Annotated in this window: 17 protein-coding genes; 1 reads left to right on the forward strand and 16 read right to left on the reverse strand. The window is 60.8% G+C overall.

The genetic code is table 11. The features are described from left to right. Nucleotides 1–19 precede the first annotated feature (19 nt). Together PverR02_RS11695 and PverR02_RS11700 are read right to left on the reverse strand one after the other, a co-directional pair. Complete coding sequence (locus tag PverR02_RS11695) at nt 20–907, reverse strand: acetaldehyde dehydrogenase (acetylating) (RefSeq protein WP_079443416.1); 888 nt, start codon at nt 905–907, stop codon at nt 20–22. A 32-nt stretch (nt 908–939) separates the two neighbouring features. Beyond that, complete coding sequence (locus tag PverR02_RS11700) at nt 940–1,761, reverse strand: fumarylacetoacetate hydrolase family protein (protein WP_079443417.1); 822 nt, start codon at nt 1,759–1,761, stop codon at nt 940–942. A 288-nt stretch (nt 1,762–2,049) separates the two neighbouring features. Here PverR02_RS11700 and PverR02_RS11705 point away from each other — a divergent pair, with 288 nt between their 5' ends. Continuing rightward, entirely contained in the window at nt 2,050–3,363 is a 1,314-nt protein-coding gene (locus tag PverR02_RS11705) for an MFS transporter (protein WP_079443418.1), read from the forward strand. Nucleotides 3,364–3,424: 61 nt separating this feature from the next. On the opposite strand, the gene PverR02_RS11710 is transcribed toward PverR02_RS11705, so the two are convergent. The 14 genes from PverR02_RS11710 to PverR02_RS11775 form a co-directional block, all read right to left on the reverse strand. After that, nucleotides 3,425–3,811: a nuclear transport factor 2 family protein gene (locus PverR02_RS11710; RefSeq protein ID WP_079443419.1), complete on the reverse strand. Its 387-nt coding sequence runs from the start codon at nt 3,809–3,811 to the stop codon at nt 3,425–3,427. A 13-nt stretch (nt 3,812–3,824) separates the two neighbouring features. Further along, nucleotides 3,825–4,808 carry an SDR family oxidoreductase gene (locus PverR02_RS11715; protein WP_079443420.1) on the reverse strand — a complete coding sequence of 328 codons (984 nt, stop codon included), beginning with the start codon at nt 4,806–4,808 and terminating at the stop codon, nt 3,825–3,827. Then, the gene (locus PverR02_RS11720) at nt 4,805–5,992 is read right to left on the reverse strand and encodes an MFS transporter (RefSeq protein ID WP_161493718.1); all 1,188 of its coding nucleotides are present in this window, start codon (nt 5,990–5,992) and stop codon (nt 4,805–4,807) included. The genes PverR02_RS11715 and PverR02_RS11720 overlap by 4 nt, the downstream gene beginning before the upstream one ends. A gap of 22 nt (nt 5,993–6,014) precedes the next feature. Beyond that, complete coding sequence (locus PverR02_RS11725) at nt 6,015–6,824, reverse strand: enoyl-CoA hydratase/isomerase family protein (protein ID WP_079443422.1); 810 nt, start codon at nt 6,822–6,824, stop codon at nt 6,015–6,017. Between the two features lie 32 nt (nt 6,825–6,856). Then, on the reverse strand, nt 6,857–7,615 hold the full coding sequence (locus PverR02_RS11730) for an enoyl-CoA hydratase/isomerase family protein (protein WP_079443423.1): 759 nt from the start codon (nt 7,613–7,615) through the stop codon (nt 6,857–6,859). Then, nucleotides 7,612–8,784 carry an acetyl-CoA acetyltransferase gene (locus PverR02_RS11735; RefSeq protein WP_079443424.1) on the reverse strand — a complete coding sequence of 391 codons (1,173 nt, stop codon included), beginning with the start codon at nt 8,782–8,784 and terminating at the stop codon, nt 7,612–7,614. Before PverR02_RS11735 ends, PverR02_RS11730 begins: the two co-directional genes overlap by 4 nt. Beyond that, a complete protein-coding gene (locus PverR02_RS11740; RefSeq protein WP_227778844.1) occupies nt 8,781–9,161 on the reverse strand; it encodes a Zn-ribbon domain-containing OB-fold protein in 381 nt (126 codons plus the stop codon). The genes PverR02_RS11735 and PverR02_RS11740 overlap by 4 nt, the downstream gene beginning before the upstream one ends. Continuing rightward, a complete protein-coding gene (locus tag PverR02_RS11745; RefSeq protein ID WP_079443426.1) occupies nt 9,154–9,621 on the reverse strand; it encodes a MaoC/PaaZ C-terminal domain-containing protein in 468 nt (155 codons plus the stop codon). Before PverR02_RS11745 ends, PverR02_RS11740 begins: the two co-directional genes overlap by 8 nt. Continuing rightward, nucleotides 9,618–10,097, reverse strand: a complete 480-nt coding sequence (locus tag PverR02_RS11750) for an FAS1-like dehydratase domain-containing protein (protein ID WP_161493719.1) — start codon at nt 10,095–10,097, stop codon at nt 9,618–9,620. Before PverR02_RS11750 ends, PverR02_RS11745 begins: the two co-directional genes overlap by 4 nt. Before the next feature lie 13 nt (nt 10,098–10,110). Further along, a complete protein-coding gene (locus PverR02_RS11755) occupies nt 10,111–12,228 on the reverse strand; it encodes an acetate--CoA ligase family protein (RefSeq protein WP_079443428.1) in 2,118 nt (705 codons plus the stop codon). Nucleotides 12,229–12,268: 40 nt separating this feature from the next. Further along, on the reverse strand, nt 12,269–13,027 hold the full coding sequence (locus PverR02_RS11760; RefSeq protein WP_079443429.1) for an SDR family NAD(P)-dependent oxidoreductase: 759 nt from the start codon (nt 13,025–13,027) through the stop codon (nt 12,269–12,271). Nucleotides 13,028–13,045: 18 nt separating this feature from the next. Continuing rightward, entirely contained in the window at nt 13,046–14,176 is a 1,131-nt protein-coding gene (locus PverR02_RS11765; RefSeq protein WP_079443430.1) for an acyl-CoA dehydrogenase family protein, read from the reverse strand. Continuing rightward, nucleotides 14,177–15,205, reverse strand: a complete 1,029-nt coding sequence (locus PverR02_RS11770; RefSeq protein ID WP_079443431.1) for an acyl-CoA dehydrogenase — start codon at nt 15,203–15,205, stop codon at nt 14,177–14,179. 139 nt (nt 15,206–15,344) lie between these two features. Further along, the gene (locus tag PverR02_RS11775) at nt 15,345–17,096 is read right to left on the reverse strand and encodes an FAD-binding protein (protein WP_079443432.1); all 1,752 of its coding nucleotides are present in this window, start codon (nt 17,094–17,096) and stop codon (nt 15,345–15,347) included. Between the last annotated feature and the right edge of the window lie 122 nt (nt 17,097–17,218).

Raw genomic sequence — 17,218 nt, forward strand, 5'->3', positions numbered from 1 at the left:
ATTTTCTCTTCAAGAAGGGTTAAGACTTCAGCATGTGTTGGGCGAACATTTCGGCAGTGCGAGCAGCCGCAGCCGTCATAATGTCCAGGTTGCCGGCGTACTTGGGCAAGTAGTCGCCGAGGCCTTCCACCTCCATGAAGATCGAGACTCGGTTGCCATCAAACACCGGTCCATTTTTCAGGATGTAGCCGGGCACGTACTTCTGCACTTCCTTGATCATGGCGTGCACCGATCGTGTGATCGCGTCACGGTCAGGCTCGGTTTCGGTCAGGCAATGGATGGTGTCGCGCATGATCAGAGGTGGTTCGGCAGGGTTGATCACGATGATTGCCTTGCCTTCCTTCGCTCCCCCGATCTTGACCACAGCACCAGCAGTTGTACGGGTGAACTCATCGATGTTCTTGCGTGTCCCCGGGCCGACCGAGCGTGAAGAGACTGTCGCGACGATCTCGCCGTAGCTCACCGGCTGCACGCGCGACACCGCGTTGACCATGGGAATGGTTGCTTGCCCGCCACAGGTCACCATGTTGACGTTCATGATCTGCTTGCCAAGGTGTTCGGCCAGATTGACCGCCGGTACGCAGTAAGGACCGATGGCGGCGGGGGTCAGGTCAATCATCAACACGCCCAGTTCATTGAGCTTTCGCGAGTTCTCGGCGTGGACGTAGGCTGAAGTAGCGTCGAAGGCAATCTGGATGTTGTCGGCCTTGATGTGGGGTAGCAACCCATCAACGCCCTCGGCGGTGGTCTTGAGCCCCATCTCCTGAGCGCGCTTCAAACCATCGGAGTTGGGGTCGATGCCCACCATCCAGACCGGTTCCAGTACGTCGCTGCGTTGCAGCTTGTAAAGCAGGTCGGTGCCGATGTTGCCGGGACCGATCAAGGCACATCTGATTTTGCGTGTCATGGCCAGTTATCTCGCGTGATTGAAAGGCAGGTTTATTCGGTGAAGCGAATCGAGGCGCAGCCAATGCCGCTGATGCTCAGTTCAAAGTGGTCACCGGGCTGCACGGGCACCAGTGGCACCAATGATCCGGAGAGGATGATTTCACCGGCGCGCAGGGGCATGCCGAACGCTCCCAGCGTGTTGGCCAGCCAGGCAACAGCCTCCGCGGGGTGGCCCTGCACAGCAGAGCCCAGTCCGCTGGAGTGCAGTTCACCATTGCGTTTCATATCCAGGCGGACATTGGCGAGGTCGAGATCGGTAGGGTCGATCCGGTGTTGGCCCAGGACGAAGACACCGCAGGAAGCGTTGTCAGCGATGGTGTCCTGGATCGCGATCTTCCAGTCCTTGATGCGTGAGTCGACGATCTCGAAACACGCCACCACGGACTTTGTGGCGCGCAGTACATCTTCCCGGGTAATGCCTGGGCCCAGCAGTTCATCCTTGAGGATGAACGCGATCTCGCCTTCAGCACGGGGCTGGATCAGATTGGCCTGCTTGATGCTGATGCAGGCACCATCTTCGAACTGCATCCGATCGGTGAGAAAGCCGAAATCGGGTTGGTGAACACCGAGCATGTCCTGGACTGGCTTGCTGGTGACGCCAATCTTTTTACCGATCACGATCTCGCCATCGGCCTCGCGCCGTTCCAGGATCTGGAGCGAGATGCGGTAGGCGCCCTCAATGCTCAGGTCGTCACTGAAGGTCAGGGGCTCGATCGTTACCCCCTCGCGAAGTGCGCGGTACAAGCGCTCGGCGAGGGGATGCAACTCAGCGATGGATTGGGTATGGGCTACAGATTTAACTTCAGGTGGCATTCGACTGTCCTCTTGTCTGACTCAGTCGAATCATGCCGCAAGCGAGCCAAGTCGCCCTGATCAGCTTGGATTACATTTTGAGTTTTCCCTGGAAGAAAGGCACCGATTTTCAGTGCTCGCAAACCCAGGCGTCGTGCCACGGTTTTCCCTGGCCTTAATCTGTATTGACGAGGCGCGGCGCGGCGCGCGGGTTCAAGATCAGACGAAATGAATGGGGAATAGCGGGTGAACAGCCAATCCAGCGCACACAGGCCAATTGAACTGACGACGCCGCAGCGAACACGCGCGATGTGTGGGGTGTATGCCGTACTGTTCTTGCTGGGCCTTGAAACCACCATCGGTGGCAGCATCCTTCCACTGGCTGCCCATGAGCTCAATGGCCTTGAGCGCTTTCCGCTGACGGGCACCTTGCAGATGCTGGCCTCGGCCTGCGCAACGCCCATCACTGCGCGGCTGGGGGACATGTATGGTCGCAAGCGCCTGCTGCAAGGGGCGATTGCTTTGCTCTGCCTGGCGGGTGTCGGCAGTGGAATGGCCTTGACGATGGAGCACTTGCTGGCGATGCGCGTGCTCAATGGCTTCGCGCTCGGCATGATGGCCGCCACCGCCTTTGCCGTGCCTGCCGATGTTTTTCCCGATCCTGTGCAGCGTGTCCGGTGGCAAAGTGTCAGCGGTGTTATGTTTGCCTTGTCGAGCAGTATTGGTCCCTTGTTGGGCGCGATGTTCAGCGACGCGTTTGGCTGGCGCTCGGCGCTGTTCGTGGTCCCGGTAGTCGGTCTACCGGTACTGATGATCCTGGGTTTTCTTCCTGCCAACCGACCTGTGCATCTGCAGACTCAGCGGTTCGATGCGCTCGGCGGCGGCCTGTTATGTGTCTTTATCGTGTCTTCACTCATGGCCTTGCAAGAGCATCTTGCGGATGTGCAATCTATCGCATCGTTCGTCGGTTGGTGGGTGCTGTGCGGGCTTGCGCTGATGATCCTCTGGCGGCATCAGCAACGGGTGACGCAACCCATCATGGCACTTGAGATCCTGCGCAACCGGGCGGCGCGGCAAATCATTGTCTCCACGTTGCTCAGTGGTGCCGTGCTGTTCATTCTGTTTTTCTACAGCCCGACGCTGCTGCATGAAGTCGTTGGTTTGAGCCTGGTCGAAGCCGGAGTGGCGATGATTCCCATGCTGGTCGGCATGCCGGTGGGCAGCATACTCAACGGCCTGCTGTTTCGCCGCCAGCGTCGACCGCAACGGTTGATGGCAATGGGCGCGTTGTTGCTGCTTGCAGGATGTGCGCTTCTCTATCTGTTGAACCCGCAAAGCTCATCGGCCTACATCTTCACCAGCTTCGGCTTATGTGGCCTGGGGTTGGGTGTGATTAACCAGAACCAGATGTTGTTCATGCAGATGGCCGCGCCTGTGCAGCATGTCGGCGCTGCCACGGGACTGATTTCAACCGCACGCACCTATGGCGGAGCACTGGGCAGTGCGCTGCTGGGGTTGGCGCTGGGGGTGAGCAGCATGGGTCAGGCGCTCAGCGTGGGCCTGCTCTTCTCGGTCATGGCGTCGGCGTTGCTGATTGCGCTGAGCCTGAAACTGCACAAGTAGTGCTGATGTTTCGGTTCGCCACGACTCTCAGTGCCATCTGAAAATCTCGTGCAGAAACGAGTCAGACAGAGGCCGGCGTTTCGATGTCGCCTGGACCAAAGTAAGCACGCATCGATTTGATAAGCCCTTCCTCGGTAAAGGTCATGACGTCGATGACATTGACCCGCACCTCACCTTGAGGTGTCTTCATCACTGCCTGGAAGGCCATGGCGGCTGCATCGCCGTGAGAGGCGCGGATGGGGGCTGAAAGGCTCAGCACGGAACCGAAATTCATGGCGGTGCGGTAGAACGCCTCGATCTGCGTTTTTCCGGCCTTGGCGGGCGTGCCGTAAGGGTCTTCCACAGTAGCGTCGTCGCTGTACAGCGCGACAACGGCGTTCAAGTCGTTGCGGTTGAAGGCATCGATATAAGACTGCAGGGCGTTCTTCATCTGTGCTTCGGTAGGCATAAGGACTCCGTTATTAACCGGCTACTGAGGGGATAGGTTGCTGCATGTTCAGGGCGAGGTGCGCAAAGTCCGTCCCCGTGAGCCAAGCAGAGGTCTCCCAGAGCCATGTGCTCATCTCGGGAGCCAAAGCACTGGCTGCAACATGGGCCGGGCCGGGCGGACCTTTCATTTCGCCAAAACCGCGCGGACCATAGAACCCGCCCGGTTCAATGGGGTGGGCAGTGGCACCATACAACAAGGGTAGGGCGCCCTGCGCGGCGTCCTGGCCGAACAACGGCATGACGACCGACAGCGTCAGACTCACCAGATGGTCCTTCCAGTGCAGCGTGCCCTGTCGGTTACGGTTGGCGCCGATGTTGGTACGGGCCACCCCCGGGTGAACGGCCACGCTGGTCAGCGCGACGCCTGCCTGATCGGCACGACGCTGTAACTCTCGGGCGAATATCAGGTTGGCCAGTTTGGTCTGGTTATAGGCGCGCTGGGCTTCGTAATTCGATTCAAGGTGCAGGTCGTCGCGATCGAACCAACCTTGTTTGTGCATCAGGCTGGAGGTGGTGACGACGCGGGGCGCAGAGGCGGCCAGCAGCAGCGGTAACAGGCGAGCAGTCAGGGCAAAGTGGCCGAGGTGGCCGATGCCAAAGGTCAACTCATGACCGTCCGCCGTGGTGCGCCGTGTGCTCAGCGGTTGGATGCCGGCATTGTTGAGCAGGATGTCCAGGGGCAAGTCCTGTGCAAGCAACAGATCGCTGAACTGCTCGATGGCTTGCAGGTTGCCAAGGTCCAGGGAGGCGAACTCCACGTTGGCGTCTGCGCGCAGGTCTCGAATACGCTGGACTGCGGCCGTGCCGCCCGCCTGATCCCGGTCGACGATCAGCACCTGGGCGCCCGCCAATGCCAGGGCACGCGCAGCTTCGTAACCAATGCCACTGGCCGCCCCGGTGACCAGTGCGCGTTTACCCGCGAGGTTGAGAATCCTTGACTCAGCCCAGTCACTCATTTTTTGTTCTCCGTGTGGTTGGTGTGAGGCATGAAGAAAGACATCAAGCCCGCAAGGGCCAGTAACCCAGCCGTGCAGCCGAGTGCCAGAGCATAAGAACCGCGTTCAGCGATCAAGCCAATCAGGATGGGCCCAATGACCATGCCCAGGTCGGCTGACATTTGATAGCTGGCGATCACGGTGCCGCCACGGCCATCGGCGACATCACCCGCAGTCGCCGCGGCGGATGTTGCACAGAAGGCGGTGCCGAGACCCATGAAAGCCATCCCGGCGAGATAAGTCGACAACGACTCGCCGATCACAATGGTCAGAAAGCTGCACAGCACCAGCGCCAGGCCCAACATCAGGGTCGCTTTCCTGCCCCAGGTATCGACCAGTTGCCCGGACTTGGGCAAAAGCAGCGTCTGTGCCAGCGCACCGACCGTCAGGCCGATGCCAATCCACTTGGCGGGCTGTTGCAAGATCACCAGCAGAAACAGCGGCAGAATCGAAACCCTGACGCCATAGACGGCAAAGCCAATCGCGAAGTTGCTGGCGAGGGCAGCGCGGTAGGAGGGCAAACGCAGCGCCTGGGCAACACTCACCGGCGACTTGCCGGTGGTCAATTGTGCTGACCGTTGGTGACGCAGGTGTCGAAGCAGCAGCATTGCAACGACACACGCGGCACCGGCGCCCGCGCCGTAGATGAAAAACGGCAAGCGTACCGACATGCCCACGAACAGGCTGCCAATCGCCGGGCCTGTGACGGTTCCCACGTAATAGGCCCCCATGAACAGGCCCGAGGCCCGCCCTCGGTGACTGGCCTGAGTGGTGCGCAGCATCAGGTTCATGGCCGAGATGCTGTAGAAGATCGAGCCGACACCGCACAGCCCGCGAAACACCAGCAGCTCACTGGCTGAGGTGGCCATCCCAGCGCCAATACTGCTGAGTGCCAGCAGCGCCAACCCCCCGCAGAGCAGGCGATATTCGCCCAGTCGGTTCACCAGCCGTCCTCCCGGCCAAGCCATCAGAAGCCGGGCGAAGGGAAAGGACGCGATGATCATGCCAATCATCGTGCTCCCCACGCCCAATGACTGACCAAAGACCGGTATCGCGGGGGACTGGATACCAAAGCCAACGGCGGAGATGAAGCTGATGACACACAGGCAGCGCACCTCTAGGGAAATGCCACTCAACCAGCCCATGCTGGAAGGACTTGAGCGCATATCAGCGGCCATGGAAGGTAGGAGATCGCTTTTCCACGAATGCGCTGGCCGCTTCCTTGTGGTCGTTGCTGAGGAACGTTGCCGCCTCCAGGTGCAGCCCCGTCTCCATCACCAATTGGCTGCGATGGGTGAGGATTTTGTTCAGCGTACGTTTGGTGCCCTGCAAGGCAAGCGGGGGCAGGGCGGCCATGCGTTGGGCAATGGTGAAGGCCTGAGCTTGTAGTTCATCCGCCGGCACCGCACGCAGGGCCAGTCCCAGACGAGCAGCCTCGACCCCATTGAGGCGTTCGCCGGTCATCAGGTAGTACTTGGCGGCGCCCAAAGGCATCGCCAACGGCCAGGCGAGTGCGCCACCATCACCGGCCACCAGACCTATGGGAACGTGGGTGTCGGCGATCTGAGCGTCCTCGGCCATGATCACCACATCGCACATCAGCGCCAGGGTTGCACCGAGCCCCATCGCATAGCCCTGGACGGCTGCCACCATCGGCTGTGGCACTGCCACAAAGAGCTCGATGAGACGGGCGGCGCTCTCGGTGACCAGAGCGAGGTCTTCATAGGGCGTGCGTTCGACCTGTGACGAGTCGGCAAAGGCTTTGACATCCCCTCCGACGCAGAAGGCGCGCCCGGCGCCCCTGAGCACCACGGCCCGCACTTGGGTGTCGCGGCGCAGATCCGCCAGAATGGCTTCCAGCCCTTCGTGCATGTCATCGCCTATCGCATTCAGGCGATCCGGGCGGTTGAGGGTCAGGGTCAGCACACACTCCTGTTGTTCGGCGAGTATGCTGCGAAAGCGTCCGTAATCGGGCATGAGAAACTCCTTGGTCTTATTCGGTTCGAGGTTCAGCGTCGGTTGAGTTTTTCTTGCATCGCGGTGCGGGCTTGGGCGCGCTCAGGGCTGAGCAGGGCCAGGTTTTGCATCGTCACCTCGGCCTCCAGTTGCTCGGCCAGGCTGTGCCGTGTGGCGTGATTCAACAGCCGCTTGGTCAGGCCGACGGCGAGTCCGGGCTTGGCCGCCAGCTCTGCGGCTATCTGTAGGGCGCGATCGAGTAACTGTTGCGGTTCCAGAATTTCACTGACCAGCCCCCAGGCGTGCGCTTCCTCCACGCCAAGGCGACGGTTGCTGCTCAGCCAGGCGAACGCTCTGGCGTAGCCCAGCAGCCGAGTGATGTACCAACTGCCGCCGGCATCGGGCACCAGCCCGATGTCGACGAAGGCCGGCACGAATTTGGCGTGGGTCGAGGCAATACGAATATCGGCGGCACAGGCCAGCGACAGACCCGCCCCGGCGGCGGCACCGTTGACGGCGGCAATCACCGGCTTGTCCAGCGACGCCATGGCCAGCGTGTGGGCGTTGAAGGTATGGCGTAGCGTGTTGTGGCCCGCCTCTTCGGGGTTGTGCACGGTATTGAGGTCAGCCCCGGCGCAGAAGCCCCGACCATTGCCGGTGAGCACTACCGCGCGTATGTCCGCGTGGCTTGCTTCGTGCCAGGAGTCAGAGAGCTCACGGTGCAGCTCGCTGTTGAAAGCATTCAGCGAGTCCGGACGATTGAGCGTGATCACCAGCGTCGAGCCCTGTCGCTCTCGCAGTACGACACTCATAGCGTGGCCTGCGTGCCGAGAATGGCGGTGACCTGGCTGGAAAATTGACCGCCATTGCCGTGGGCCAGGGCGAGTTCAACGTTGCTCTGTTGCCTGAGTCCCGCCTCACCGCGCAGTTGGCGCACCGCTTCGATGATCGCGAAAATCCCATACATGCCAGGGTGGCAATAAGACAGGCCGCCACCGTTGGTGTTGACCGCCAGAGCTCCGCCCGGGGCGATGCGGCCATCGCTGACGAAGGCACCGCCTTCGCCCTTGGCACAGAACCCCAGGTCCTCCAGGAACATGATGGTATTGATGGTGAACGCGTCGTAGAGCTGCACGACATCAATGTCGCCCGGCTTGACGCCGGCCATCGCATAAGCGCGGGCCGAGGACTCGGTGGCGATCGTCGTGGTCAGGTCCGGCATCTGCGAGATGGCTCGGTGCGAATGGGCCTCACCGGCGCCCAGCACGTACACCGGCGGCCTGGCGAGATCCCGAGCGCGGTCGGCACGGGTCATCACCATGGCACCGCCGCCGTCGGTGACCAGACAGCAATCGCGCACACTCAAGGGGCTGCAGACCTGCTTGCTGTTCAGCACATCGTCGATGCTCAGCTCGCCCTTGTCGTGACAGAAGGCGACCGGGTTCAACAGTGCCCAGGTCCGTGCGGCCACGGCCACCTGCGCCAACTGTTCGCGTGTTGTGCCGTATTGGTGCATGTGGCGTACGGTGGCCAGCGCGTATCCGGAGACCGGATGGCGAGGCCTGTATGGCGCTTCGTAATTGGGCCTTTCTATCAGGCCACCGGGTGAGAGTTTGCGATGACCATCCGCACGCGGTGTGCTGCCGTAAACAATCAGGGCGGTATCACACAGACCCGCTTGAAGTGCGACCGCTGCGTGCAGCAGATACGACACGAACGAACTACCGCCAATATTGCCGCTATCGCTGTAGCGGGGACGAATACCCAGGTACTCGCCCAGATCAAGGTTGGGCATGAAGCGTCCGGTCACGCAGCCGAAAAGACCGTCGACATCCTGCATGCCCAGGCCCGCGTCAGACAGGGCGCGGACGGCGGCCTGGGCGGCGAGCTCGATCGAATAGCGTTCTGGCCCGACATCGCCCAGATCGGACTCGGCGATGCCAACGACAGCGGCAGCACCGCGCAAATGATGGGCACTCATGCGACGACTCCTTCGATCAGTTCGAACACTACACGAGGCTCTTGCCCCGCCAGTTTCTCGACCCGTGCCTTGACGCGCGCCCCGATGGAAGGCGCCTCGCAATTGACGACGGTGCTCATCATACGAAACCCCTCGTCCAGGTCGACCAGCACGAGGTTGTAGTTCTGCTCTTTGTCATAGATGACGCTGGACGAATAGAGCGTGCCCAGCCGCTGGCTGTCACGCAGCACCAACTGCACCGAGCCACAGGCCGGGCAGCAGGGCCGCAGGTAGAACACTGCGCGCTGGCAGCCACTGCAGTGCTGGTAAACCAGCGCGTCGCGGGCCAAACCTTCCAGGTAGCGTTGATAGGGCGCGCGCTCGTGAATATCAGTCATGAGTGATCTCCCAGGTGTCGTGATAGGTCGCCATGGCATTGGCCACCAGAACATCCTGACGTTGTCCGTTAGCCGACTCGCGCCGTACCAGCAATTGGCAGCTCACCTGCATACCTCCTGCGGTTATGGGCTCAACCGCGATGACAGATCCGCTGAGGATCAGCGTATCCCCGGGCCATACCTGGGAGACGTAGCGCACTGAGTATTTGCGCAAGGCACTCAGGCCAAGCCACGACGTTGCGTAAGCAGAGAGAATGCCGGCCGTGAGCAAGCCGTGGGCAAACACGCTGCGATAGCCAGCTTTTTGCGCAAACGTTTCGTCATGGTGGATGGGATTAAAGTCCCCTCCGGCACCGGCGTAGCGGACGATGTCGGTGCGGGTGATCGGCCCGACAATTCGTTCGGGGGCCTCGTTACCTTTTTGAAAACGCTGAGAAACACGATTGGCGATGCTATTCATGTGGGCAAGACCTCGTAATCGCTCGCTACCGGAAGAGGGGGCATTTCAATGATGGTGCTGCGGGCTATCAATGCCAGCTGCTCGTGCTCATCGAAAAAGCTCATCTCCTTCACAATCAACGTCATCAAACCCTTCTTGCCTTGTTTCTGGCTGACATCTGAAATGACTGTGCGAACAGTGAACGTTTCGCCCTCCAGCAAAGGACGCAGGTATTCCCATTCGTTCCCGCCTGCCAACACGCGTGCGAGGTTGAGATTGAGCGGATTGCCTTCTGTTTCGGGTTGCCAGTGCGCAATCACCGAACTGAATGTGGGCGCCGCAGGTAGGGCGGCGAAGCCCTGTTGCCTTGCCGCATGGCGGTCGAAGTAGCAGGGTTGCGTGCAGTGCACGGCCTTGGCGAATTCGACGAGCTTGCCTTCTTCGACCTTGAATCGAAAAGACGGGAACTGATAGCCGATAAGAGATTGGTCTGCCATTGCATGCACTTCCTTAGTGACCGGTTGCCGAGGTGTCGGCAAGAACCACCAGGGCGTCGGCAGCGAACGCAAGACCGGCATCGACCCTGATCGGGTTGACGTCGATTTCCACGACTTCCTCCAACTCCAGGGCCAGGTTGCCAATGCCCATCATGATGGCGGCGACCTGATCCTGTTCCTGATCCGACAGACCGCGACGGCCCTGGATCAAACGCCCGTCCAGCAGTTGAGCGAGCGCCGAGCGGGCGGTTTCCCGGTTGAAAGGAGGGCGCAGCAGGGCGGTTTCCGCCAATTGCTCCACCAGCACGCCGCCCAGACCGATAGCGACCATCGGGCCAAATATCGGATCGCGCTGCAGGCCACACGTCAGTTCCATGCGCGCAGGTACCATTTGCTGGACCAACACGCCGTCCAGCGTGGCGTGCGGCGCGCGCAGCCGGACCTCCGCTAGCATCTCGCGGTAACCCTCGCGTACGGCCGCATCACCCTGCAAGCCGAGGCGAATGGCGCCCACATCGGACTTGTGAGGCAACTGATAAGACATGACCTTGAGCACCACTTTACCGCCGACTTGCCGTGCTGCGGCCACTGCATCGTCCTCGCTGTGAACCCATTCTTCTCGGGTCAACGGAATGCCGTACTCCGCAAATAGACGTTTGCCTTGTGCTTCCATCAGGACCCGTTCATCGGCAGGCAGTTGCAGGTGCCGGCGAGCACGCTGTGCCCGAGCCGGGTCAATGAGACTGCTATCCGGCTCGCTCAGCGGCTTGCGCGTAGAGTGGCGATACAGCGCCGCGAGAGATCTGGCGACGCGTTGTGGATCGGTATAGGTGGGGACACCGGCCTGCTTCAACGGCTCGACCAGATCGGTGGAAAGCACAGCTAACGGCTTGTCGATGCGCTGATAGAACGCGGCGAGGTCTTCTGCGGCGCTGATGGCGCGTGCCCAGGTGACGGTGGTGATCATGTCGACCGAAGGGCTCTGGGCGATCAGGTTCTGCAACAATCCAATGGCCTCCGGGCGTACGGCGGCAGTGGTGTCAATGGGGTTCGCCACGCTGCCAAAGAACGGTGTGTGCAGGACGTTGAGCATGTCGGTCTGCTCGTTATCCGGAAAGGTCGGAACGTCCAGCCCGCTCATCCCGGCTTCGTCGGCCAATAGGACTCCGGCACCACCGGACGCCGTCACGATTGCCAGACGGTTACCCCTGGCGCGGCGGCCATCCTGGAAAATCATTCCGAGGTCGAGCATCTCCTCCATGCTATTGGCGACGATTACGCCGTACTGCTGGCAGACCGCATCGAATACATCGACGGCACCGACCACTGAAGCGGTATGACTCATTGCCGCCTTGGCGGCGGCTTCCGAACGGCCCGCTTTGAGAATCACCAGGGGTTTGTCGAGGGCATGAGCGCGACGGGCCGCCTCGATGAATATGTGTGGATCGCGCAGTGTTTCGCTGAACGCCAGCAGGACGCGAACTTCTGGGCGCTCGACCAGATAGCGCAGCACCCCGGCAATATTCACATCCAGTTCATTGCCCGTGCTGACGAACCAGCCCAGACGCAGACCGGTCAATAAACCCTTGGTCGTCAGGTAGGAACCGAAACCGCCGCTTTGTGACACCAGGGCCACGCCGCCCCCGGGTGGCAGGGGTTCATCGGGTGTCAGGGCAAAGTTCGCCATTACACCGCCGCTGATGTTCAAGTAGCCGATGCAGTTGGGGCCGATCACTCGGATACCCGCCGCCTTGGCCATGTCGGTAACCCGTTGCTGCAAGGCGATGCCCTCGGCACCGGCTTCGGCGAAGCCGGAAGAGAGCAGGACCACGCCGCCGACGCCTATGCTGGCGGCCTGCTCCATCACACCTTCAACGGCATGACTGGCCACGGCGATGACCACCAGATCGACTGTCTGCGGCATATCGTGAAGGCTGGCGTAGGCGCGGGCGCCCTGGACCTCGGTGTCCTTGGGGTGAATCGGATAGAGCGCGCCGGTAAAGCTTCGCTTGAGATTGGCAAAGACCAGCCCCCCAATGCTGTTCAAGTTGTTGGACGCTCCCACCATGGCGATCGAGCGAGGAGACAGCAAGCGATCAAGATCGGGTGTGGCCGTATCTGGTCGGTTCATTGTTATTGTCCTGTCATTTACGAATCAAAGTCGCCGGTGCTCAACGCACCATCATTGAACCGCCATCCACGGACAGCACTTGTCCCGTCATGTACGAGGACTCTTCGCTGGCCAGATAGAGGAAGGTCGGGGCGATCTCGGTCGTCTCGGCCGAGCGGCGTAGTGGATGCTGTTTGAGCGCGGCTTCTCGGGCATCAGCGAACTTGGGATCGGTCATGATCGCTTTGGTCATCTCGGTGGCCGCCGCAGGCGCGACGGCATTGACCAGAATGTTGTGCTTACCCAGTTCACGGGCGGCGGTGCGCATCATGCCGAGCATCGCCGACTTGGCGGCGGCGTAATTGATCTGGCCGATCGAGCCGTTTTGGGCGGTGGAAGAGCTGGCGAAGATGATGCGGCCCCAGCGGCGTTCGATCATGTTGTGGACGACCGCCTGCAACCAATAGAACGAGCCGTGAAGGTGAACGTCGATCACCTGCTTCCACTCGGTGTCAGTCATCTTGTGCAGCATGGCCGGGCGAGTGATGCCGGCATTGTTCACCAGAATGTCGATGGGGCCGAGGCTGGCCTTGATGGCCGCCGCTGCTGCATCGACTTCGCTGCGACTGGAAATATCGCAGCGGACAAACAAGGCGGTGCCACCTTCGGCGTTGATCTGTGCGGCCGCAGCCTCGCCGGCCGCGATATTGATATCGACGATAGCGACCTTGGCGCCTTCCTTGGCGTAGAGGTTAGCAATGGCCTGGCCGATACCTTGTGAGGCACCTGTGACAACGGCGACACGATTGTTCAAACGCATGATGATTCTCCCAAGGGGTCAGCGGGGCATGTCGAGCATGCGGGCGAGGATGTTTTTCTGGATCTGCGAGGAGCCCCCGTAGACGCTGACCGGACGCGAAGTGAAGTACTCGGCCAACCAGCCAGGGGCACTGCCTGTCAGGGCGTCGGCACCCAGTACATCCAGGGCGACGTGCATGGTGTATTGCGCCGCCCTGGACCACAGTAGCTTGCCCACTGAACCTTCCGGCCCTGGGTCTCGACCCGCCAGGCGTGACGACAATTGTTGGGCGACGTTGAGGCTCAAGGCTTCGATGTCGACATGGGCGCGGGCCAGTTTCATGCGAGTGCTGGCAGTGCTTATCAGACCCTTTTCATGAGCGATCTGCTCAAGCTCACGTAACTGGCGACGCAGTACTGAAATGGAGCCGGTGTCCGATGCGCCGCGCTCGTAAGCCACGGTGGTCATCGCGATGCGCCAGCCTGCGCCGGGGTCGCCGATGCGTTGTGTCTGCGGGATCAGTACATCGTCGAAGAACACTTCGGCGGTTTCCGGTTCGCCACTGTGCAGAACAATCGGGTTCACGGTGATGCCGGGGGCATTGAGCGGGGTGAGCAGGCAGGAGATTCCCTTGTGCTTGGCCGCGCTGCTGTCGGTTCGGGCCAGCAGCAGACACCAGTCGGCTTGCAAGGCACCACTGGTCCACATTTTTTGGCCATTGACCCGATAGGTGTCGCCGTCCAGGTCGGCGCGAGTGCGCAGGGACGCCAGATCTGAGCCGGCGCCCGGCTCGCTGAAGCCCTGGCACCACTGCACTTCACCGCTCAGGAGCGTGGGCAAAAACTGCAGCTTTTGCTCTTCGGTGCCGTAGGTGAAAATCGCTCGCCCAAGGTAATTCACCATGCCTGGCAGACGGGGTGCATCGGCACGCCCTGCCTCGTCATTGAGGATGGCATCGAAGGTGGGCGACAGGCCCTGACCGCCATACTCTTTGGGCCAGTTCAAACCGATGTAGCCGTCGGCATAGAGCGCCTTGTGCCAGCTCTTGGTCAACGCCCGCAGGCCTTGAGGGTCGGTGATTTCGCGCCAGTTGGCGGGGATGTTGTGCTTGAACCATTCGCGTAGCTCAAGACGGAATTTGGCCTCTTCGGCGCTATCTCGGTAATCCATTTACTGTGCTCCCAGGCGGGCATCGGCAATTCGCTGCAATTGATAGGATTCGTCACCCAACAGGCGGGCATTGAGCAGGGCGCGACGGGTATAGACGTGGGCGATGTGCTCCCAGGTTTGGCCTATCCCGCCGTAAACCTGCATAACGGTTTCGGTGACCGGCAGGGCGACCGACGCGGCATAGGCTTTGGCAGTACGCGCGGCGAGCAATGCCTGATCCGCATCCAGCTGATCGACTGCCCAGGCGGCATAACAGTTGATGCTGTGGGCGGCCTGCGCCTGGACCAGCATCTCGGCGCACAAGTGCTGAATGGCCTGGAACGTCCCGATCAGTGCGTCGTACTGGACACGCTCCCGGGTGTAAGCCACCGCACCGGCCTGCGCGCCACTGATGACGCCGACGATGTCGGCAGACACGGCCACCAGCGCCAACGCCAGCCAGCGCTTGAGCTGTTCTTGGCTCAGCGGTGTGCCGATGGGCTGAGGGGGGAGGGTGGTTGCGCGGCGGTGCAACAGTAGGCGGGTTAGGTCGGCCGCGTCATGGCCGGGCTCGAAGCCCTGATCCAGGCTGACGCGTACTACTTGGCCATTGATCAGCCCGAGGGCGTAATGCGCACCCTCGACATCCCACGCGACCGCGCCGGCTTCGTCGGGTGCGGCGAGGCGTTCAAGTGAGCGATCCAGCAGAAGGCCATAGCGGGTTTCGCCAGCCGCCAGCTCTTCGAGCAGTTCGTCCGGGGTGCCCGCCAGGGCCAGTAATTCGCCGGCCAGCACGGCAGACGTGAAGGGTTGTGGCGTCAGGGTTTCTCCCAGCGCCTGGGCGGCGATCATCACCTCCACACCCGACGCCAGCGCAATGCCTTCATCGCGCATGCGCAGCCCCAGCAGACCGACTTCTGCCAGCATCTTCCAGCCGAGTTCACGATCTTTTGTTTTCAGATCATGGGGGTTAGCGATGCCGATCGATTGGGCCAGGCGCTTGGCCGTGGTTTCGAACATCTGTTGTTCTTCGTTGAATAAGGCGAGCACAGGAGGCTCCTCCACTATTAAGGGGCTGGAACGATTACGGGGAAATCGTGGTATTTCGCCGGCGGCGGCCTGGTACTGGCGCCCAGTGTTCGAGCGCCAGCAGGGGCGGTTTGTCGCCTGCCGACGACACAATCAGTGTTCAGGCATGGGCTTTTTGGGCGCTCGCCGGTGTGATCTGAGGCTGGCCGTTTCGGGCGATGTGGTTGGCGGCGCGGTAGCCGAAAGTCAGGGCCGGGCCGAGTGTTCCACCGGCGCCGGGGTAAGACTGGGCCGTCACGGCGCCGGAGGCATTGCCGATGGCGTAGAGTCCGGGAATCGGGTTGCCTTCCAGATCCAGTACGTTGGCATCGCTGTCCACTTTCAAACCGCCTTTGGTGCCCAGGTCACCCAGGTCAACCCGGATGGCGTAGTAAGGCGCTTTATCAAGTGCACCCAGACTCGGGTTGGGTTGGTGGCGTGGGTCACAGTAAAAGAGGTCGAAGCTGTAGTGCCCGCGATTGAAGTCCAGGTCGATGCCCGTTTTGGCGTAGCCATTGAACGTCTGAACCGTGTCGTCCAGCACCTCAGGGGCGATGCCAATTTTGCTGGCCAGTACGCTGAGTGAATCCGCGCGGTAAAGCACGGTGTCCCACCACTCAGGCGGCAGGCTGGAGTCGGGCATGATCGAGCCGGGCATGATGCGCCCGAGGATGTTTTTCCTGCGGTAATTGGCATCGAAGACAAACCAGCAGGGGACATTGGCGCCGGTGTCGGCGTTATCCCTGAGCATCTCGTGGCCGAAGTCGTTATAGGACATGGCTTCGTTGGCAAAGCGCTTGCCGAGCCGGTTGACGCACAGACTATGGGCGTAACTGCGTTCGATGAAGAGTGCGCTGCGCATGTTTACATTAGGTGTGTCTGCTGCCGGAATGCGCACCGTCGGTGCCCACCAGGCTTCGTGCGTGAACTCGGTGTCTGCGCCAATACTTTCTCCAGCCAGGAGTGCATCACCGGTGTTGTTGTGCATGGGCGTGACACTCCACTCTGCTTGAGTTGGCGCTTTCAGGAGGCTGGTACGCAACGTCTGGTTCTGTTCAAAGCCGCCGGAAGCGACAATCACCCCGTGGCTGGCGAGAATGGAGAATTCGTTGCCGTCGCGGGAGGCAACGACGCCGGTCACGACACCGTTCTCAACGATAAAGCGCTCTAGGCGGGTGTTCAGCAGGATGGGAACCTGACGTGTTTTCAGTCCGATGCGTAAGCCTGCGATCAGGGCGTTACCCATGGTTACCCGGCGATCACGGCGTGTCTTGAGACGCCAGGCAACGTCCGACCAGTAGTTCCAGATTAGTGAAAATATTTTGCGTTTCCAGCCCTTGGCCCGAGCACCGAGCAGTTGCCCGTCGTAATAATCCAGTGCAATGCGACCAAACAGTTTTGCGCCCATGTCGGCTTCGCGCAGGGCGAAAAAATCATCGCCTAAAATGCCTGCGTCTACAGGCTCGACGAACATCGTTCGCCCCGTGTCCGACGCGCCCGGTAGTAGTTGGCAGTAGTCCGAGTAACCCTGCACCGCGTTGTATTTGACGCCTACTTGCTGGTGCATGTACTCGACCATCTCTGGTGCCGAATCGAGGTAGGCCAGCAGCTTTTCATCCGACACCAGACCGCGTGTACAGGCTTTGAAATAGGTCAGAGCTTCTTCGATCGAGTCCTGATGACGGATGTCCCTGTTGTTGGGGATCCAGATACCGCCGCCAGACAGTGCGGAGGTGCCGCCGTAGCGATCACTCTTTTCGATAACGACGACATGCATCCCCAGGTCGTGAGCCCGATTGGCTGCGAGCAAAGCGCCCGCGCCAGAGCCAACCACCAGCACGGCGCATTTTTTATTTTCGGTAAATACCTTCATGGGCACGCGATCTCCGTAATCAAGCACGGTGTTTGATGCCGTGCTTTTTCTTGTTTTCGGAAGTGAAAGGCTGAACAGGTTTCGCTGTCAGGCGCTCTTGCCATAGCTTCACCGCGAACGGG

Source organism: Pseudomonas veronii (assembly GCF_002028325.1).
Taxonomy (GTDB): domain Bacteria; phylum Pseudomonadota; class Gammaproteobacteria; order Pseudomonadales; family Pseudomonadaceae; genus Aquipseudomonas; species Aquipseudomonas veronii.